Here is a 19,894-nt window from a genome sequence, read left to right as displayed (position 1 = left end):
CTATCGTGTCCGGCCGGTTCCTCGAGGCCCCTGACGCACGATGTCGCTCCCTGTCTCTCCGACACCCTCCGTAGACAGCCTCTTGGGCCCCGGTGGGGCGCTCCAGGAGGCGTTGCCCGCATACGAGCACCGTCCGGAGCAGCTCCAGATGGCGCGCGCCGTGGAGCGGGCCTTCGCGGAGCACAGCTACCTGCTGGCCGAGGCCGGCACCGGCACCGGCAAGACGCTCGCCTACCTGGTGCCCGCGCTGTTGTCGGGGCGTCGGGTGGTGGTGTCCACGGCGACGAAGACGCTCCAGGACCAGGTCTTCTTCAAGGACCTGCCGCTGCTGCGCGAGAAGCTGGGCCTGCGCTTCGAGGCGGCGTACCTCAAGGGGCGCGGCAACTACCTGTGCCTGCACCGCTACGCGTCCTTCGCGCAGGACCCGCAGTTCGCCTCGCGTGACGAGTCGCGCTACTGGTCGCGGCTGAAGACGTGGGCGGAGCAGACGCAGACGGGGGACCGCGGCGAGCTGGACCTGCCGGAGTCCTTCAGCGCCTGGTCGCGGCTGTCCACCACGTCCGAGACGTGCCTGGGCACGCGCTGCCCGCTGTACGAGTCGTGCTTCGTCACGCGCATGCGCAAGCGCGCGGAGGCCGCGGACCTGCTGGTGGTGAACCACCACCTGTTCTTCGCGGACCTGGCGCTGCGCAGCTCCGGCAAGCGCACCGAGGGCGTGCTGCCCTGGTACGACGCGGTCATCTTCGACGAGGCGCACGCGCTGGAGGACGCGGCCAGCGGCCACTTCGGCGTGGGTGTCTCCAACTACCGGTTGGAGGAGTTGTCGCGCGACGCGGTGGCCTCGCTGAAGGAGGACGACTCCCGGCACGCCACGCTGCGCGCGCTGTCCGCCCGGCTGCGCACCGGCTCGGACGGGCTGTTCGCCCAGGCGCCGCGCGCCTTGGGACTGTCCGGCCACGAGTCATCCGTGGCGCTGCGCGCGGAGACGATGGGCAAGCTGTCCGGCGCGCTCCAGGGCGTGCGCGACGCGCTGGGCGCGCTGTCCTCGTTCTCCGCGGGCGAGCGCGAGCCGGAGCTGGCGGCCATCACCCGCCGCGCGGACGAGCTCGGCGAGCAGCTCTCCTTCCTGGAGAAGGCGGAGTCGGTGGACCACGTGTACTGGGCGGAGCAGCGCGGCAAGGGCCTGTTCCTGCGCGCCAGCCCCATCGACGTGGCGAAGGAGCTGCGCGAGCGGATGTACGGCGCGCTCGACACGGTGGTGTACACGTCCGCCACGCTCGCCGCCGACAGCCGCTTCGACTTCTTCGCGCGGCGCATGGGCCTGTATGGCGAGGACGGGCAGCCGGTGACGAAGGTGCGGACGCTGTCGGTGCCCAGCCCCTTCGACTATCCCCGGCAGGCCGCGCTGTACCTGCCCACGCACCTGCCGGACCCGAGCGCCCCGGGCTTCATCGAGGCGGCGGCGGAGGAGATCGTCCAGCTGTGCCAGGTGACGGGGGGCCGCGCCTTCGTCCTCTTCACCTCGCTGCGCAACATGGTGCGCGCGTACGAGCTGGCCGCGGGCCGGCTGCCGTACCAGGCGCTGCTCCAGGGCGAGCGGCCCAAGGCGCAGCTGTTGGAGTCGTTCCGCGACACTCCGAGCGTGCTCTTCGCGGCGCACAGCTTCTGGGAGGGCGTGGACGTGCCGGGGGACGCGCTCAGCCTCGTCATCATCGACCGGCTCCCGTTCGCCTCGCCGGGTGACCCGCTGGTGGCCGCGCGCATCAATCAGATACAGCAGCGCGGCGAGGAGCCCTTCGAGCAGTACCAGCTCCCGCAGGCGGCCCTGGCGCTGCGTCAGGGCTTCGGGCGCCTCATCCGCACCCAGTCGGACAAGGGCATCGTCGCGATGCTGGACCGGCGCATCGTCACCAAGTCGTACGGCCGCGTCTTCCTGGACAGCCTCCCGGACGCGCGGCGCATGGACGACCTCACGGAGCTGAGCCGCTGGTTCAACGGCCCCGTGCGCGCGCTGCGCTCGGTGAAGTGACGGCGCCGCTCACGGCGGGGCGCTGGTGGCCACGCGCGAGCGGATGTCGGCGCGCATCGGGTGGTCCGCGGGCGCCAGCCGCAGGAACGCGTGGTAGTGCGTGCGCGCCGTGTCCGGCTGGTGGAGCCGGGTGGCGACGTCGCCCATGAGCAGGTGACACTCGAAGCTCTGGGCGTTCGCCTCCAGGCACGCCGCCAGCACCGTGGCCGCCTCCTCGAGCTGCCCCTCGCCGATGAGCGCGACGGCCTTCTCCAACGTCTCCGCCGACTCCGCCGCGCCCTTGCCCGTCGCGCTCCGGGGACGCGAGGGGGGCGGGGCCTCCGTCTTCTCGATGTGGAGCTCCACGGCGCCTTCGTTGTCGGAGGTGTCGTCGTCGACGAAGCCGCAGCGCAGCGCGTCCACGTTCATGATTCGCTGCGGAGCGCCCTCGGTGACGAGGAGGCGCTGGGTGAACCCGGGCGACACGGGCGGCTGGCCGATGGGGAGGGCGTCCGGTGAGATGTCCTGGACGCAGCCCACCGTGTTCTGCGGGCCGCCCTGCCGGCCGCGCGTGAAGGCGCCATCGCCCACGGGCGTGAGCGTGAGGCGATAGGCCTGCGTCCGGGTGAGGCCCTTGAGCTGGAAGGTCTTGTCGAGCGAGGCCGTCATCCACTCCGGATGCACCGTCATCGTCGTGCCGGTGTCCGGGCTGCGCGGGCTGTCCACGCGCACCTGCCGGGGCTTCAGGTCCTCGTCGTCGATGGGCGGGCCGATGGTGAAGACACGCACGTCGGTGGCGCCTCGGGGGAGCGCGAGGGGCTTGAGGGGCAACACCCCCAGCGACTCCTGGGCGCGGAGGTCCGTGCCTCGCAAGAGATAGAAGAGCGGCGGCCTCGTCTCGGTGGACGCGGGCGGAGCGTGCCCCGCGCCGCTGAGCGACACCCGCAGCGGTAGGAGCAGGATGCGGTGCTCGGCGCCTGACGACAAGCCCGCGAGGGCGGAGGCGCTGTCGGAGACGCGCATCACGTGGTGACGCGCCTCCAACTGGATGGCCTCCACCGGCCACGTCGCGGAGGACTGTCGCGGGCCGTCCTTCCCGGGGGTGGGCGCGGGCGTCGTCCGTGCGACGGGCTTCGGTGTCACGGGGGCGGTGGGTGGCTTCCCCGCGGTGGTGGGCTGTGGGGGCGTCGTGGGCTGCGGGACGATGGGCGACGTGGCGCCAGGGCCCGCTCCCGTCTCCGGCTGCTGCGACCACACCAGCGCTCCGACACCCAGCGCGCAGGCGAGGACACCCGTCGTCCCCAGCACCCACTTCGCGCGGGCGGGCGGGGACTGGACCGGGACCGCGGGCGTGGTCGGGGCGGACTTCTTGCGTGTCGACGGGGCGGGGGATTCCTCTCGGGGCGCCTTGCCGGGACGCATGGGCTCGGTGGTGTGCTCCATCTCACCCAGCTCCGGTTCGACCGGGGGCGTGGTCCCCGCGGACAGCAGGTTCTGGCGCCACAACGAGACTTCGTCGACGAAGGCCGTGGGGAGCTGGGTGTCGCGTCCCTCGCGCTCCATCTCCGCCTTGAAGAGCATCCGAGGCAGGTACGCCACGGTCATGGGCGAGAAGCGGGGCGCGGTGGTGTAGAGGAAGCCCGCGAGCGCGTCTCCCAGCGCCATCGCGGACTCGTAGCGCCGCTCGCGCTTCACCGCGAGCGCCCGCAGGAGGATGGACTCCAGCGCGGTGGGCAGCTCCGGCTGCACGTCGCGAGGGCGGGGGAGGTTGCCGTCGCGCAGGGCCTTGAGCACCGCGTACTCGGTGCCCTCCAGCGGCAGCCGCCCGCAGACCATCTCGAAGAGCACCACGCCCACGGCCCAGACGTCCGTGCGCGCGTCGGCCTCCTCGCCTCGGGCCTGCTCGGGGGCGAAGTAGAGGTACTTGCCCTTCACGACGCCGGGCTCGGTGGTGAAGCCGCGCTGGAGCTTCGCCTTGGCGATGCCGAAGTCGACCAGCTTGACCTGTCCCTCGTAGCTGATGATGACGTTGTCGGGGGAGATGTCGCGGTGGACGATGTTCAGCGACGCGCCCTGCTCGTCGGCGCGCGTGTGCGCGTAGTGCAGGCCCCGGCACATCTCCAGGGCGATGAAGCAGGCCTGGGGCAGGGGCATCGTGAGGAAGCCGGCCTTGTGCGCGCGCCGCATCACGTGGTGCAGCGGCTGGCCGTCCACGAACTCCATCGCCAGGAAGTACTCGCCGTCCACCTCTCCGAAGTCGAAGATCTGCGCGATGTTCCCGTGCGAGAGGGTCGCGGAGATGCGCGCCTCGCTGATGAACATGCGGATGAAGGACTCGTCGCGGGCGAACTGCGGGAGGACCTTCTTGATGAGCACGGGCTTGGTGATGCCGGCCGCGGCCAGCAGGCGCGCGCGCCAGGTCTCCGCCATGCCCCCCTGTCCCAGGCGGGACAGCAATTCATAGCGACCGAAGCGGATGGGTTGCGTCGGCGGTGGTGCCATATCGTCCCGTACTATCGGTCCGAGTCAGGCGAGAGGGAAAGCGCGATGGTTGATTTGGAGGGAATCACGGCGCGTCGCGCAATCGCAGCCCCACGCGCGCGAGCAGCGGAGGCCCCAGCGTGTCCACGCCCGCGCGCCCCGCGAAATAGGCGCGGTCGAAGAGGTTCTCCACGGCGCCAAAGGCATCCACCTTCCAGAACAGACGCCGGCTGACGGCGACGTCCACGACGAGCGCGCCGCCCATGCCTCGCTCGTTGAGGTCGTCTTCGTATTGGGGCCCGGTGACGCGCAGTTGGACGGTGGCGGTGACGAGGCGCGGCTCGTCGAAGGTGACGATGGCGGTGCCCCGATGCCGCGGGTCCTGCGCGAGCTGCTTGCCCACCAGGGCGGGTTGCCCGGGCGCGTCGGTGACGGTGGGGTCGACGAAGGTGTATGCGAGCAGCGCGGTCCACTGTCGCGACAGGCGCCAGTCCAGGCTGGTCTCCACGCCGTACACGCGGGCACGGCCCAGGTTCTGTCGCTGGCGGCTGACGCCGTCCGCGAGGGTGACGTTGGTGATGGGGTCCTCGAGCTGGTTCCAGAACCCCGTCACGCGCGCGGTGAGGGAGCGCGTGGGCTCGACCTCGACGCCGGCCTCTGCGCCCCACAGCCGCTCCGCGCCCAGCTCCGCGTTGGCGGCGGTGAGGAGGGTGCCCACCTGGAAGGGCCGGTACAGCTCGTTGAGCGTGGGGGCGCGGAAGGCGCGATAGGCGGAGGCGCGCAGCGTGAGCCGGTCATGCGGCCGCACGCGCAGGCCGAGCCGGGGGCTGAGCTGCGTCTCGGTGCGGTCGTCGAAGGCCGTGGTCTCCGTGGCGCCGTTGCCGCGCTCGACGTCCTGGTGCCCCCGGGTGTTGCGCCAGACATCCAGGCGCAGGGTGCCGGACAGCTCCAGGGCCGGCGTGAGGGCGTAGAGGTCCTGGAGGAAGACGCCGCCGGCCCACTGGGTGCCTCCGGCGCGACGGGCGACGGCGGACTCGGGCGTCGGGTTGGGTGGGAAGAGCTGCTCGTCGGAGGACCCCGCCATGCGCCGGGCGTCGAGGCCGGCGGTGAGCTGGTGCAGGCCCGCGGCGCTCCAGGCGGGGCTCGTCCAGACGAGGGACGCGCCCTGGTCATCGGCGGGGACGTCCTGGGTGGCGGCGAGCGCCTCCGTGCTTCGGTCCGAGGCCACGCGGGCCCGGTCCTGCTCGAAGCGCTGGAGGCGACCGAAGAGGTCGAGGTTGAAGGCACCGAGCGCTTCGGTGCGCAGCCGCGCGCCCGCGCCGAAGTGGGCCAGCTCCGCGCGGGCGGTCGTGTAGCGGGTGCCGCCGTTCTGGTTCTCGCGGAAGAGGCTGGCCCGGGCGGAGAGGGTGAGGGTGTCCGAGACGTCCGCCTCGACGCGGCCGTTGAGGACGACGTGGTTGCTGGGCGTGGCGGCGTCGATGGCGCCGCGTTGGGTGGGGGCGATGAGGGGGTAGCCGTCGCTGCGCAGGAACTCCGTCTCCACGGAGGCGGCGACGCGCTCCCAGCGGTGGGCGGCCCGCGCGGCGACGCGCCCCGTGTCGAGGTTGCCCAGCGTGAGGTCGGCGTCGAGCGTGGTGCGGGTGATGGGACGGGAGAAGAGCTGCACCACGCCGCCGAGGGCCGCGCTGCCGTAGAGCGCGGAGCCTCCACCGGGGACGACCTCGATACGGTCCAGGCCGAGTCGGGGCAGCGAGCGCCAGAAGACCCAACCGCCGAACGGGTCGTTCGCGGGGACGCCGTCGACGAGGACGAGCGTGCGCGCGACGCCGGAGGGCGCGAGCCCGCGCAGGTTGAGGCCCTGGGCGGTGGGGTCGGAGACGAGGCTCGGCGTGCGGCGGAAGGTGGCGGCGGAGGGCAGGGTGCGCACGAGCGTGTCCTGCGTCAGCGTGGGACTGCGGTCAATTTCCTCCCGGGGCAGCACCACCGTGGTCGCGGGCACGTCCCGCACGGGGCGCGGGAGCCGCGTGCCGGTGACGACGGTGCGGGTCGACGCCGCTGGCGCATCCGTGTCTACAGGAGGCCCCGCTTGTCCGGCCGTGTCGAGGGCGGCCTCGTGGGAGATGGACTGGTCCGTGCTGGGGACGACGGCGTCCTCCGGACTCGCCAGTGCTCTCGTGGAGAGCAACAGCGCGAGGACCCGGACCCTCCGGATGACCGACCGCCTGTGACGCGCGGGCGAGGGAGGAAATCGGGAGTGGGTGTCACGAGGCGGGGGGCCCATGCCATGCTCCGCCTATCCGCGCTTGGACTTCCGGGTGGGTTGCGGGACGGGGAGTCCGTAGCCGAGGCGCTTTCCCTTCGCGATGAACCCCTGGAAGGCTGACCGCAGCTCGGTCGGGACGCGTCCAAGGGCCTGCTCCATCTCGACCTCACTGAGCGGGATGCGTGGAAGCACATCCTCCAATACGTCGGTCAACAGGAGGTAGGGTGCAAGCGGCGCGGTGTCTTCTGTCGGAAGTTGTGGGACAAGGTTTTCCAGGAGCTGTCGGACCGCGCGGTGGCCCAGGCAATTGAAGAGCCTTCCCGAGTGCTGCAAGAAGCGCTGCGCGGCCTCCCGCGGACCCTCGATTCGTTGGAATTTCAGGAGGAATTCCAGGTCGGCCAGGACCGCTTGGGCGAACGGGCGCTGCGCGTGGGACGGGAAGTCCTTGAGCCAGCGTCGGATGCTGCTGGCCGTGGCTTCCGTAGACAGCAGACCGAGTTCGCGCCGCAAGTTGCCGAGGCGCAACGTGGCTGCGCCGATGACGTGGGTCTCCTCTTCCAGGGGAGAGATGCTCTCCGCCAGATGGAGGAGCTGCTCGAGAACGCGCAGCTCTCCGTCCCAGTCTTGGTGCTCGTTGTAGCGCCTCGACAGAGCCCAGGCGGCATGAACGCCATGGATGGCGAGTGGGGCGGTCCTCAGGGCGTGTTCGACGAAGTGGGTGAGCTCTTGGATTGCCTCCTCGATTCGCCCCATGCGACGGAGGACTTCGGCACGCAGCCAGTGCCCGAACTCCAGCGGAACTTCAGGGACGCCATAGTCAGGGGTCCCAAGATGAGTGAGCGCGATCTCGGAGTGTCTCAGGGTCAGCTCGAACTGGTCTGTCTCCGACAACTTGAAAGAGAGCACGAGGTGGATGAACGGAATGGCATGGCGCATTCCAGAGGGCGTCGCATGTCCGTTCTTCTCCAGCGCGTGAAGGAGGAACTGCAGGGCTTGGATGGATGCGTCGCGGAGCTGACCTGGCAGTGTGTAGAGCTTGAGGTGCAGCGCGTAGATGGCGTGAAAGGCCAGGGGGGCTGGGAGTGGCGTCGAGGCGGCGATGACCTGCCCGATGAGGTCGGAGTACGGACTTGTTCCGGGAGAAGCGAGCGCGGTCCCAGAGGGCTCGACGCGGTCGAAGATCATCTGGAGGACTCGACTGTGCGCCCGCTCGATGTCGGCCTTGTCGGTCTCCTCGCGACACTCCATCCACAGTCGCTCCCTGTCGAGTCTGCCCTCTTCGGACGTCGCGAGCCGCAGGGCCTCTTCCGCCTGTCGTAGCGCGAGCACGGCGGATTCCCGGCGCGCGGACGGGTGTCCCTCGACCTGCTGCTTCAACTGCGCGACGGTGTCCGCGAGCTCACTGGGGTTGAACAGATAGGCGAGGAGCCGCACCAAGGGCTCCAGCAACAGCCGCCCCTTGCGGTACTGATACCAGAGTCGGAACAGTCCCTCGCTCAATCCATAGACAGTGCCCTTTCCGCCCGAGCCCGAGGTGATGTCGACATGCCCGTCCTGGACGAGCCGGGACATGAGCGTGGAGAGGGACTTCTCAGGCAGACGGCTTCGGGCCGAGACCTCCTTGAGGGTGAGGTTCGTGGAGGCGAGCGCCATGGTGGTCACGATGGCGCGTTCGCGCGCCGCGAGCCGGGCAAGCCGCGCCTCGAAGTAGGCGGTCTGGGCGTCGAGGAGCCTGCGCAGGTCCTCCACCAGCGCTTCGATACCGGACTTGTCCTGCATGACCGTGAAGGCCATGAGCACCGAGCGCGGGAGTCCTCCCGTGAGCTGATGGACGACCTTCCGACGAAGTGTTCCCTCGGGGGGCGTATTCAGGAGTTCCGCCAACTCGGGACGGCCCGTGAGGACGGCGAGCTTGGAGAAGACCGCGCCGACCTCATCGGAGGTGAGGGGGCGGAGGCTTCGCTCCTTGAACTGGTTGTAGAGCGGCTTCTTGGGATTGGTCAGCTCGTCGAGGTAGCGGGTGGGGGTGGTGCTGACGAACAAGAAGTGTGGATTGTGCAGCAGCAGCGAGCGGAGTTGACGAAGCTGTGCCGTACGCTCCTTGGGGGCGAAGGACTCGAGCAGGGCATCCAGGTTCTCCATCAGGACGAGAAGGACCTTGTCCTGGCGCTTCGCCTCCTGTGTCAGGAGTCCGACCAGCTCCCGGAACAGCCCCTCCTCGTCGCCGCCGCCCGTCGTGGCGCGTAGACCCTGGACGAGGGGTGCCTCCGGCTGCAGTTCGACGAGTCGCTCGGCGATACGCTCCAGGAGCGTCGCGGGAGAGTAGACCTCGTAGACATCCGCTTCGCCCAACCACAGGGGAAGATACCGCTCGGTGAGCTCGGGAGTTCCCTGGACGCGATGACGGATGATGCCCGTGAGGTGGGTCTTTCCCATGCCTCTCGGTCCACGCAGCAGCCAATGCTGCCGCGTCTTGCTGGAGGCTTGCGCCCGGAGATTGTCGAGGACCTCTTTCAGCAAGCCCTCCCTGCCGACGAGCATCTCCTCGAGCTGTTCTGGTGAGACCGTCCGCGGGTTGTAGAGCGAGATGGTGCCAATCACGGTGTCAGCCCTCGGTGCATCCGCCAGAACCGCTGGAACAGCTTGGATGCGATGTGGACCTGCTCATGCTCGATGGTCAGGGGAAAGGTCTCCATCATCCAGCCGAGGTGGCTCGCCTGCGTCGCCTCCCCGTCGCCGAGCCTCGCGCGGACATCGGCGACGGACAGGCGTGTGCCCCTCCCGGACAGGCGGTCGAGCACGTCCTCCGCCCGCTGGGTCGAAGCCAGGTCGACCTGGGCCCTGTCTCGAAGCTGGTTCAGCAACTCGGAGAAGACCTTCGTCTGTCCGAGGAACGTCTGTAGCTCCCTGTCGAGAGCCGCTTCGTCGAGGTCTCGTTCGTGCGCGGCCGAGGCGAGGTGGACGAGGAATCGGATGGCGGGATGTGGCATCGACAGGTCGAGTCGGGCGAGGAGCCAATCCATGTCCGTCTCGTCGGCGACGAGGCCGGTTCCCACCAGCACACGCCTGAGGTCGATGGCGAGCCGTTCATGGGCCAGCGGCGGCAGTGCGTAGCGGTGGAGCCTGCCGAACGCTCCGGGGAGAGGACCCAGCTTCAGGTTGCTGGCGAACTGGTCCAGCGAGAAGGAGCCCGCGATGACGAGGCGGGCGTCCGCGCTGCCTACCGCCACGTCGAGCTCGGTCAGGAGCGCGCGGATGGCCTCGGGCTGGCGCAGGTTGTCCAGCATGAAGACGAGCTCGTCGAGGATGAGGACGAGCGTCCCAGGCGCTGACGCGACCGTCTGGAGCGCATGGTGCAACATCGTTCGCCAGCCCCGGGCCTGGACATCCTTCAGTGCCTCGGTGAACCCCTTGCCAGAGGCGTGTACGACGAACTCCGCCGTGAGCGCCTCCGCCGAGCGGAACTCCTGGGCGTCGATGAAGAGGGTGTGGAGTCCGGGATGGGGCTGCTCCGAGAAGTGTCGGAGCAGCGAGGTCTTCCCCGAGCGGCGAGGCGCCACGAGGAGGACGTGTTGGTGCTCCTCGGCGACGAGTCTCCAGAGCGTGCCGAGTTCGTCTTCCCTGCCGAGGAAGTCCACGCCGCGCACCACGCTTCCATCCATCCGCGTGGCGTTGGGAAACGCGGGGTGTCCGCGCTGGAGGTGTCCCAGCGCTGGCGCGAGGACCTGTCGCAACGTCTCCACGGAGAGCCCTCGGAACTCCGCGACCTCCAGGCGCGTGATTCTCGCTGGGTCGGGTCGGGGGCGGATGTCGACGAGGTCTCGTTGATTCGAGACGGTGCTCCAGGGATATCCGCCATCCAGGAGGGAGGCGCAGGCCGTCTCGATGTCGTTCATCGTCCGGATGTCACCCGCGCCTTCGACCAGGAGCAGCAGGCTGCTGTTGCGCGAGGTGGAATCCCGATGGGGAAGGACGAGGAGGCTCCCCGTGGCGAGGGCTTCATTTCGCAGCCGCATGGGGAACCTCCTCGGGCGCGGATGCGCGGTGGGGCTCTTGTCGCGAGTGCCGCTGCCTCAGCTGCTCGAACTGGTAGTCCGCGATGAAGAGCTGGTCGCTCAGGTTGGCACAGAGGATGCGGTGCTCCTCGGGGACATGCTCTCCCCGGCGCACGGGTTCGTAGATCAAACCGTGGTCCTTCTTGTCCCACGCTTCCTGGAGCTGGGTGAGGAGCTGCACCTCGACCTGGTAGCCCCTGTATTCGGCGGCCCGAGGCTGGAAGCGCCCCTTGCGGCAACGCTCGCCGCTCTGCCGGTTTCCTGGGAGGCGCCAGATGTGGTCCTCGAAGTTGTTGTCGATGAGGATGAACTCCTCTCGAAGCGCCCGTTGTCCGGGCGTCAGGCTGGCGAGCCGTGTCGTGTCGTAGGGGGCGGCGAGGTGCTGGGTGATGGTGGCCACGTCTCCAAGGAAGTTCGCCACGATGCGAAATCGTCCCAGGTCGGTGAGCTGATCCAGGTTGTGAAAGCTGATGGGGGGCGGTTCGTCGGGATTCTTCCAGCGGCGCAACATCTTCTCGAGGATGCTCTCCGGGCTCTTGGTGACGTGGCTGGCATCGACCCGCGCGAAGAAGCGCCCCTGCTCCCTCGTCGGTAGGGACTCCTCGAGGCTCGCGATCAGCGGCTCCACTCGCGCGAGCAGACTGGTCGCGACGGTGCGGTAGACGGCCGTCCTCGCCTCGAGCCACCGGTGGACCCACCGTTGCCGTGAGTCCCAGGAGTCGGGTCGCGTCCCCTCTTCACTCCACGGGAAGTGGTCGTCCACCAGTCGCCTCAGGCGCGAATCGGAGGTCTGGGATTCTGCCGTCGGCATCGGTCCACCCATTCATGGCCGCTTTGGACAACTAGGTAGTTGTCCAACAAGGTAGTTGCACAACAGGCTTGTTGGCAAACCGGCGGCGGCTTCCGAGGGGACCCTCAGAGCAATCCGTTGGCCAATGGACGTCTCCTGGCTTTGGGGGCGGAAGACCGCCGTGTCGGGAGCACGGATCCGCTCATCCCAGGCGAGACGTCTCGCTCGGGGCGACCCACTGCGTGGGGTGTGGATTCGAGACCGACCCTGACGTGTCGCGGAAATGCGCGAGTGTCCGCGCGCGGCTCACCCGCCCGATTCGCGGGGCGTCAGTCCACGCACGGTGACCACGGCCGTGTCCACCTCCGCGAGGATGCGGCGGGCGTGGATGAGGAACACCTCTCCGGCGGGCAGCAGGCTCATGCCCTGGCGGGTGCGCTCGAACAGGCGCGTGCCCAGCTCTTCCTCGAGGGCGAGGATGTGTCGACTCAGCGGCGGCTGGGTGAGGTGGAGCCGGCGTGCGGCGCGGCCCACATGGCGCTCCTCTGCCACTGCGACGAAGGACTGGAGGTGCGTGATGCTCACGTCCCCGAGGATACCTCGCTTCGACCAGGGTGTGCAGCGTGTCCCCCGGGACGATACCGAAACAGCATTGGACGCTCCCCGCCCACGAGCGCCACCTTGGCCGCCATGGGAACGACTCCTCTGTTCAAGGGCGCGGACATCGAGCGCTTGCGCCGCGCGGGCGAGGCGGCGGCCGGCACGCTCGCCTACGTGGCGGGAAGACTGGCGCCGGGCATCACCACCGCGGACATCGACGCCTGGGTGCGCGAGGACACGGCCCGTCGCGGGGGCCGTCCGAGCCAGCTCGGCTACCACGGCTTCCCCGCCACCGTCTGCACCAGCCGGAACCAGGTCGTCTGCCATGGTGTCCCCCGCTCGGACGAGCGCCTGGCCCCCGGCGACATCATCAACGTGGACGTCACCACCTGCCTGGATGGTTTCCACGGCGACACCTCCGCCACCTTCCTCATCGGAGACGCCTCCCCCGAGGCCCACCACGTGGTGGACGTGGCCCGCCGCTGCCGCGACATCGGCATCTCCGTCGTCCGCCACGGCGCGCGCCTGGGCGACATCGGCGCCGCCATCCAGGAGCTGGCGGAGCGGGAGGGATGCAGCATCGTGCGAGAGTTCGGAGGACACGGCATCGGCCGCGCCATGCACGCGCCACCACACGTGGCCCACTTCGGCAAGCGCGGCACCGGCATCACCCTGCGCTCCGGCATGGTCATCACCATCGAGCCGATGGTGAACCTGGGTGGGCCGGACATCCGCCAGTTGTCGGACGGGTGGACCATCGTCACCGCGGACGGCAGCCTCTCCGCGCAGTTCGAGCACACCGTCCTCGTGACGCGCGAGGGCTGCGAAATCCTCACCCGGCCCGAGGTGGAGCTGACGCTCCAGGTCCATACCGGCCAGACGGCGGCCTCGCCATCCCACGCGGGGCCGTGAGGGGTTCCCAGCGAAGGACAATCGCCCTCCCCGTTGGCGTGAGTGCCATCCGCCCCGGCCCCGTGGGGATTTGAAGCCCGCGGGAAAGAAGGCTAGAGCTGTGCGGCGGCGATGGGGGACGCGTGCGCGCACGGAGCAACGACATCGGAAGCGTGGTGCTGGGAATCCTGCTGCTCTCGCTCGGGGTCGCGCCCGTGCTGCGCCACGCGGGTGAGGACGCGTCCCGGACAGCGCCCCCCGCCACGCCACCCTCCGTCCCCCCGAAGGAAGCCCCCGCGCCGCCCCTCGTCGTGAAGCAGGTCGGGGGAGGGGAGGGCCCGAGCGTCGAGGTGGTGAGCGCCGCCACGGAACTGCCCTCGGCCGCCCACTTCGCCCGCGACGCCCTGGTGACGCTGACGCCGGACGAGGAGGCCCTCCTGCGCGAGGAGTCCGTGGACGACGTGGCCACCCTGGTGGCGCGCACGGAGCGGGCCTTCCGCGAGGCGGACGTCCAGACACGGGAGCGGATGGAGCGGCGGTATCTGGCCGCCCTCAACCTGGCCGCGAAACTTGCTCCTCCTCCCACGCCCTCCGCCACGGACGCGAAGGCCCGGGAGGTGGATGCGCGCTATCAGCGGGCGCTCGCCCAGGAGCGCCTCAAGTGGCGCGGCCTCTCCGCCGAGGAGCAGGCGCGCGCCCACGCCGAGTTCAAGGAGTGGTTCTTCCAGCGGGAGGAGTCGCGATGAGGACGTTGATGGAGGTGCTGCGCGCGTGCCTGTTTCTCGTGCCCGCGCTGGCCTGGGCCGGTCCGCACTACGTCTCGTCCCGCGACTGGGGCAGCTTCATCTGGATGAGCACCTACCTGGAGGCAGGAAAGTCCTACACGTTCGAGACACGTGAGCTGACCGGCACCACCCCGGACACCGTGATGCACATCCTGCGCGACCGCAACGGCTGGAGCCAGGTGGCCATGGGGGACGACTGCCAGGGCAACACCCGCTCGTGCGTGACGTTCACCGCGCCGGACACGGGCTACTACCAGGTCTGGGTGCGTGCGTACGCGGAGGGCCGCGGCGGCACGGCCAGCGTCTATCGCAACGACACGCTCCTGCTCTCCAACCAGCCCTTCGGAGGTGTGCCCCTCCAGTTCGCGTGGAACGCGAAGGACACCTTCCGGGCTTCGTCCACCACGCCGAACGGCGGGGACCACCTCGTCTTCCTGCTGCGCTCCAACTCGGAGTACCTCCAGCACGACGACGACAGCGGGCCGCGCTCCAACCCGTTCATCACCGCGGCGAGCACGCAGAACGCGGGCGCGCAGCGCGTGGTGGTGGGGCGCTACCCGGGCAGCTCGGGCACCGCGACCTTCATCCACGACGAGGAGCTGTGGTCCACCATCTTCGACGACAACGACGGGGACGAGGACGGGCTGTCGGACTCCCTGGAGCCGCTGCTCAACCTGAGCCCGAACAACGACGACTCGGACGGGGACGGCATCTCCGACACGCTGGAGACGTTCGGTAACGACGGCTTCTCCTTCGCGGAGTGGGGCAGCCCCTCGGTGCGCGACCTCTACGTGGAGGTGGACTGGATGGCGCACCCCACCAACCCGTACCTCACGCGTCAGCCCTATCCGGAGCTGGCGGCGGACGCCACGTCGGTGTTCGCGCGGGACGCGGGCCTGCGGCTGCATGTCTTCGTCGACGGCGCGGTGCCCTGGTCCGAGGTGGTCTGCTACGGCGCCTGCCCCGACGGCGTGAACTTCTATTCCATCAAGCAGGCCTCCTTCTCTTCGTCGAACCCGGAGCGGCGCCCGTACTTCCACTACGCGCTGTTCGCCTACCGGCACACGAGCCTCACCGGTTGCTCGTCGGGCAAGGCGGAGCTGCTCGGCAACGACGTCATCGTCAGCCTGGGGTGCTGGAGCAGCCCGAGCGCCTACGAGCAGCGCGGCACCTTCATCCACGAACTGGGGCACAACCTGAACCTGGACCACAACGGCAACGACGTGTCGGGGCAGTTCAGCGTGGTCCACAACAGCGTGATGAACTACCGCTACCAGTTCCCCGGGGTGAGCAACTCCGGCTGGCACTCGTACTCGTACGGCGTCAACGGCTGCGAGTCCTGCGGCACGTCGCCGAAGGCGCGGTGTGTCACCTGTCGCTCGGGCTTCCTGGGCTGCAACCTGCCCGGCTGTGGCTCGTGTGATTGTGACGTCGGCGAGTGGGGCTCGCTCGTGCTCGACTTCTCCGATGACGAGGACGCGAGTGACGGCTCGGGCCCGGGACGGAGCCAGGCGCGCTCCGCGCTCGCGAACCTCCTGCCGGACGACAAGGGCGGCCCCGCGCGCTTCGTGCCCCGGGTCCCCCACGAGGAGCCTCCGGTGGAGAAGCGGCGCGAGGCCGTGCGCCGCCAGCGTGAGCGCCTGCTGTCGCGAGGCCGCGTGGAGGGCCGGGACTTCCAGGTGTCGGCGGACGGCACGATGCTGTACGCCGAGTGCCTGTGAGAGGCGGTACCTCGTGGTCCCTCCGGTGGCGATGGGCATGGTCGCTGCTGACCATGCTGGCGGTGACGGGATGCCAGGACCGGGAGGGCGCCGATAGGGTGTCCAAGCCCTCCAAGCGGCAGGTGTCCGCCGAGCCTCGGGCGGAGCGCGTCGGCCCTTGTGCCGAGGTGTGGCGCGCCGCGAGGGTGGAGGTGGCCTTCAAGGAGGAGCCCGAGGAGTCGTCGCGTCAGCGCACGGGCCCTCGGCTGGAGCGGCGGTTCACGGTGGCGCGGCAACTGCGAGGCGCCTATCGCTACCAGGACCAGTGGGCCTCGGTGCTCGAGTACTCGGCGGGAGCGACGCGGGGCGGTGTGAGCTACGGGCTCACCGTACCGGACGTGCTCGCGGACCTGACGGGGCGCGAGGTGGTCTGGACGAGCCACCGCGAGGCGGCCGGCTGCTTCTCCAGCGAGGGCGAGCACCCGGAGCTGCTCGCGGGCGACATGCTGCGCGATGCGCAGGGACACCTGCTGGTGCTCACCATCCCCAGCGCGCCCACGCTGCCCGACGGCGAGGTGTCGCTGCCACCGGGGCTCGTCCCGGGGTTGCGGGTCCGGTGGGAGGAGGCGGGCTGCGGAGCCGTGCCGGGCGCGAGGACTCGGGGTGTCCGGCTGCGGTTCGAGGACCCGCGAGCGCCGGGGGCCGCCGCGTCCGTCGCCGTGGGAGAGACGGGGCACTTCACGTGGGAGGGCGCGCGCTACGAGGTCCGCGTGGTGAGGGCGCGCGCGGACGTGGGCGACCGCTGCGGGCAGGCCGTGTTCCACCTGTTCCGCGAGGGCGTACGCGTCCAGTTGTGAGGCTCACCGGGGGAATGGGCTTCGCTTCTCCGGAGGGAGGGCCGCGAGGGCCTGCGCGTCCAGGCGTGAGGCTCACCGGGGAACTGGTCTCGCTTCGCCGGAGGGAGGGCTGCGAGCGTCGCTCCGCGAGGGCCTGCGCGTCCGGCCGGGAGACTCACCGGGGAGCTGGCCTCGTTTCGCCGGAGGGAGAGCCGCGAGCGTCGCCGCGAGGTCTCCGTGGTTCTGGTGGAAGAGCATCAGGAAGGTCAGCGTGGCCTTGCCGCTCGGCGTGGGCGCTGATACCCCATCCCACGTGCCGTAGGGCCGAGGCGAGTCGATGTCCGTGAGGAACGTCAGCACGTCGTGCTCCCCGTGGAGCACGCGTGGAGGCGTCGTCCCCTGGAGGACGACGTGGCGCCGGCCATCATGGCCCGTCTTCCGGACCCAGGTCGTCGCACAGGTGCGCTTGATGAAGTCATTGAAGGCGCGCTGGCCGTCAGGGACGCGGAGCAACTGTCTCAGCAACTGCGCCGCCAGCCCCCGGTCCACGCGAGGGAGCTTCCGCCAGGCCGCGCGGTGGTTCCGGCGCAGCGCGGCGCGTATTTCCTTCTCCCAGGTGTGCGTGAAGTGGTCGTCGGAGTCCAGGTGGAGGTACGCGTGGTCCCCGATGAGGCCGCGTGGCAGCAGCCCCCTCATCTGGGACAGGCGGCTGTCGCGTGGCGTCTGCTGCGTCTGCTTCCGGGCCCAGCGGATGAAGGGATTGACCTTGTCTCCGTTGCGGCGCCGGTGCACGACGTAAGCCATCTCCTGGGTGGTGTCGTCCTCCAGGTCAGGCGTGTCGTCCCAGCGCTCCGGGTCGCGCACCAGGGCGGCGAGTCGGGTCCGGGAGGCGCGCCGGCTCTCGCGAGTCACCCGCGCCCGGTTCTGACGGGCCTCGTCGCGCCGCGTGGAGGGGAGGATGCTCCGGGACATCTCCCTCACCTTCTCGTCTCCATGGAGCATCGGGCTCCTCCTCGGAAGCGCCCGGACGTCCGCACGCGAGGAGCCTGACGGCGCGTGCCCCGGCCTCGTCGGGCAGGGGACACGGCGGCGCGGACCTCAGGCCTTCATCGACTCCGGCACTTCCCAGTCCGGCTTGATGCGCTGGATGACCTTGGCGAGGTTCTCCTTGTCCTGCGCCTTCTCCAGCGCGGCCTCGGGCGTGATGACGTTGTCCTTCACCAGCCGCTCCAGGTGCATGTCGAGCGTCTGCATGCCCTGGCCCTGGCCCGCCTGCATCTTGGAGGCGATCTGGAAGACCTTGCCTTCGCGAATCATCGCGGCGATGGCGGCGCCACCCACGAGGATCTCGAGCGCCGCCACGCGGCCCTTCCCATCCGCCGTCTTGATGAGCTGCTGCGCGACGATGCCCGCAAGGCTCTCCGCGAGCATGCCGCGCACCTGGGCCTGCTCGTCGGCGGGGAAGGAGTTGATGATGCGGTCGATGGTGGCCGGCGCGCTGTTGGTGTGCACCGTGGCGAACACCAGCACGCCGAAGCTGGCCAACTGGAGCGCCAGCTTCATCGTCTCGTTGGTGCGCAGCTCGCCGATGAGGATGACGTTCGGGTCCTCGCGGCCCGCCGAGCGGATGGCCGTGGCGAAGCTGGAGGCATGCGGCCCGACCTCGCGGTGGGTCACCTGCGCCTTCGCGGACTCGTGGACGAACTCCACCGGGTCCTCGATGGTGAGGATGTGCGCCGCGCGCGTCTGGTTGATGTGGTTCACCATGCCCGCCAGCGTGGTGGACTTGCCGCTGCCCGTGGGGCCCGTCACCAGCACCAGCCCGCTGCGCCGCTCGGCCAGCTTGCGCACCACCTCCGGCGTCTTCAGGTCCTCGAGCGTGAGCACCTTGCTGGGGATGGTGCGGAACACCGCCCCCAGGCCCGTGGTCTTGTAGAAGTAGTTGGCGCGGAAGCGCGCCTTCGTCCCGTAGCCGTAGGCGAAGTCCAGGTCGAGGTCCTGGGTGATCTGCCGCTTCTGCTCCGGGTTGATGAGCTCGAACAGCAGCCCCTCCAGCTCCTCCGTGGTGAGCTGGGACTCGCGCAGCGGGGTCAGCTCGCCGCGGATGCGGCCCAGGGGCGGATAGCCCACGCTCAGGTGCAGGTCGCTGCCCTTCTGCTCCAGGAGCTGATCGAAGAACACGGCGATGCGAGGCGTGCTCATCTCAGCCCCCCTTCCTTCCCACCAGCGAACCCATCTTGCTGAGCAGCCGCGCGCCCTCCTGCGGCGTCTCCGGCGGCTGGACGGCGGTGCCCGGTCGGCGGCCCGTCACCACCGCCTCCAATTCGTCCGGGTTGTCCACGAAGCTCTTGGCCACCTCCAGCTTCACCTTGCCCGCGCGCACCAGGTCCGCCATGGAGTCCTCGAACCGGATGATGCCCAGGCTCTTGCCGCGCTGCTGGAGCGAGGGAATCTGGTACGTCTTGTTGTCGCGGATGAGGTTGCCCAGCGCCACCGAGCCCGGGAGCACCTCCGCCGCGGCCACCATGCTCTTGCCGTCCGCGCTCGCCATCAGCCGCTGGCTGACGATGAGGCGCAGGCCGCTCGACAGCGACAGGCGCACCTGCTGCTGATCCGCGGGCGGGAACAGGTCGATGAGCCGGTCGATGGTCTTCGCCGCGCTCGGCGTGTTCATGGTGCTGATGAGCAGGTGGCCCGTCTCGGCGGCCGACAGCGCCATGCGCACCGTCTCCGTGTCGCGCAGCTCGCCCACCACGATGACGTCCGGGTCCTCGCGGAGGCTGCCCTTGAGCGCGCTGGCGAACGTCTTGGTGTTCGCCCCCACCTCGCGCTGGCTGATGAGCGCCTTCTTGCGCGGGTGGACGAACTCCACCGGGTCCTCCACCGTGAGCACGTGGTGCGTCGTCTCGCGGTTGATGAGGTCCACCAGCGCCGCCAGCGTGCTCGTCTTGCCGTGGCCGGAGGGGCCGGTGACGACGATGAGGCCCTGGTGGTGGTGCGTCGCCTTGGCGATGTCCGGCGGCAGCCCCAGCGACTCCAGCGTGGGAATCTCCCGGGCGATGACGCGGAAGGTGCCCTTGAGGCCGGTGCGCTGCCGCGACACGTTCACCCGGAAGCGCCCCATCTCCGGCGACTCGAGCGAGAAGTCACAGCTACCGTCGCGCTCCAGCACGGGGCGCAGCCGCTCCGGCACCACCGGCAGCAGCATGCCCTCCACCCGCGCCGCGTCCAGCACCCCGCCCTGGGGCAGGAGCTCTCCGGCGATGCGGAACAGCGTGGGACGGCCCGCCACGACGTGGACGTCGCTGGCGCGGTAGTTGCGCCCCGCCTCCAACAGGACCGCCAGGTCTCTCGCCCCACCGGTGCCGCGAGGCATCGCGAAGGCCGGGGCGGCGGGCGCCGGCGCGCTCGCGACGGGAGCAGGCGCGGGAGCGGGGGCAGGCGCGGGAGCCGGCGCAGGCGGGGGGGCGGCGGCGGGAGCCGGC

General features: G+C 70.0%; 14 protein-coding genes. 5 read left to right on the top strand and 9 right to left on the bottom strand.

Annotation, left to right across the window (positions count from 1 at the left end; genetic code table 11):
• Positions 1 to 40: 40 nt before the first annotated feature.
• The gene (locus LZ198_RS41075) at positions 41 to 2,029 is read left to right on the top strand and encodes an ATP-dependent DNA helicase (protein WP_253977643.1); all 1,989 of its coding nucleotides are present in this window, start codon (positions 41 to 43) and stop codon (positions 2,027 to 2,029) included.
• A 9-nt stretch (positions 2,030 to 2,038) separates the two neighbouring features.
• Here LZ198_RS41075 and LZ198_RS41070 read toward each other — a convergent pair whose 3' ends face one another.
• The 6 genes from LZ198_RS41070 to LZ198_RS41045 all read right to left on the bottom strand — a co-directional run bounded on the left by LZ198_RS41070 (position 2,039) and on the right by LZ198_RS41045 (position 12,182).
• A complete protein-coding gene (locus LZ198_RS41070) occupies positions 2,039 to 4,510 on the bottom strand; it encodes a serine/threonine-protein kinase (RefSeq protein WP_256560359.1) in 2,472 nt (823 codons plus the stop codon).
• A 64-nt stretch (positions 4,511 to 4,574) separates the two neighbouring features.
• Positions 4,575 to 6,611 (bottom strand): TonB-dependent receptor, encoded by a 2,037-nt coding sequence (locus LZ198_RS41065; protein WP_407667512.1) that lies wholly within the window; start codon positions 6,609 to 6,611, stop codon positions 4,575 to 4,577.
• A gap of 171 nt (positions 6,612 to 6,782) precedes the next feature.
• The gene (locus LZ198_RS41060) at positions 6,783 to 9,353 is read right to left on the bottom strand and encodes an ATP-binding protein (protein WP_253977640.1); all 2,571 of its coding nucleotides are present in this window, start codon (positions 9,351 to 9,353) and stop codon (positions 6,783 to 6,785) included.
• Positions 9,350 to 10,768: an AAA family ATPase gene (locus LZ198_RS41055; protein WP_253977639.1), complete on the bottom strand. Its 1,419-nt coding sequence runs from the start codon at positions 10,766 to 10,768 to the stop codon at positions 9,350 to 9,352. Before LZ198_RS41055 ends, LZ198_RS41060 begins: the two co-directional genes overlap by 4 nt.
• Complete coding sequence (locus LZ198_RS41050) at positions 10,752 to 11,618, bottom strand: RelA/SpoT domain-containing protein (RefSeq protein ID WP_253977638.1); 867 nt, start codon at positions 11,616 to 11,618, stop codon at positions 10,752 to 10,754. Before LZ198_RS41050 ends, LZ198_RS41055 begins: the two co-directional genes overlap by 17 nt.
• Before the next feature lie 285 nt (positions 11,619 to 11,903).
• On the bottom strand, positions 11,904 to 12,182 hold the full coding sequence (locus tag LZ198_RS41045) for a LysR family transcriptional regulator (RefSeq protein WP_253977637.1): 279 nt from the start codon (positions 12,180 to 12,182) through the stop codon (positions 11,904 to 11,906).
• Between the two features lie 105 nt (positions 12,183 to 12,287).
• On the opposite strand from LZ198_RS41045, the gene map reads away from it, so the two are divergent.
• From map to LZ198_RS41025, 4 genes are all read left to right on the top strand, one after another.
• Positions 12,288 to 13,109, top strand: coding sequence for a type I methionyl aminopeptidase (map, locus tag LZ198_RS41040; protein WP_253977636.1), 822 nt, complete (start codon positions 12,288 to 12,290; stop codon positions 13,107 to 13,109).
• Between the two features lie 122 nt (positions 13,110 to 13,231).
• Positions 13,232 to 13,834 (top strand): hypothetical protein, encoded by a 603-nt coding sequence (locus LZ198_RS41035; protein ID WP_253977635.1) that lies wholly within the window; start codon positions 13,232 to 13,234, stop codon positions 13,832 to 13,834.
• Positions 13,831 to 15,594: a hypothetical protein gene (locus LZ198_RS41030; protein WP_253977634.1), complete on the top strand. Its 1,764-nt coding sequence runs from the start codon at positions 13,831 to 13,833 to the stop codon at positions 15,592 to 15,594. The genes LZ198_RS41035 and LZ198_RS41030 overlap by 4 nt, the downstream gene beginning before the upstream one ends.
• Positions 15,595 to 15,692: 98 nt before the next feature.
• Positions 15,693 to 16,430 carry a hypothetical protein gene (locus LZ198_RS41025; RefSeq protein ID WP_253977633.1) on the top strand — a complete coding sequence of 246 codons (738 nt, stop codon included), beginning with the start codon at positions 15,693 to 15,695 and terminating at the stop codon, positions 16,428 to 16,430.
• A 72-nt stretch (positions 16,431 to 16,502) separates the two neighbouring features.
• On the opposite strand, the gene LZ198_RS41020 is transcribed toward LZ198_RS41025, so the two are convergent.
• The 3 genes from LZ198_RS41020 to LZ198_RS41010 form a co-directional block, all read right to left on the bottom strand.
• Entirely contained in the window at positions 16,503 to 17,411 is a 909-nt protein-coding gene (locus LZ198_RS41020; protein WP_253977632.1) for a hypothetical protein, read from the bottom strand.
• A 96-nt stretch (positions 17,412 to 17,507) separates the two neighbouring features.
• A complete protein-coding gene (locus LZ198_RS41015; protein WP_253977631.1) occupies positions 17,508 to 18,611 on the bottom strand; it encodes a type IV pilus twitching motility protein PilT in 1,104 nt (367 codons plus the stop codon).
• Position 18,612: 1 nt separating this feature from the next.
• Positions 18,613 to 19,894: type IV pilus twitching motility protein PilT (locus LZ198_RS41010; RefSeq protein WP_253977630.1), on the bottom strand; the 1,282-nt coding region annotated here is incomplete at its 5' end.

Origin of the sequence: Myxococcus dinghuensis (assembly GCF_024198235.1) — a bacterium.
Classification (GTDB): domain Bacteria; phylum Myxococcota; class Myxococcia; order Myxococcales; family Myxococcaceae; genus Myxococcus; species Myxococcus dinghuensis.
Note: the sequence above shows the minus strand (reverse complement) of the source record. Positions and strands in the feature narration are given on the sequence as shown.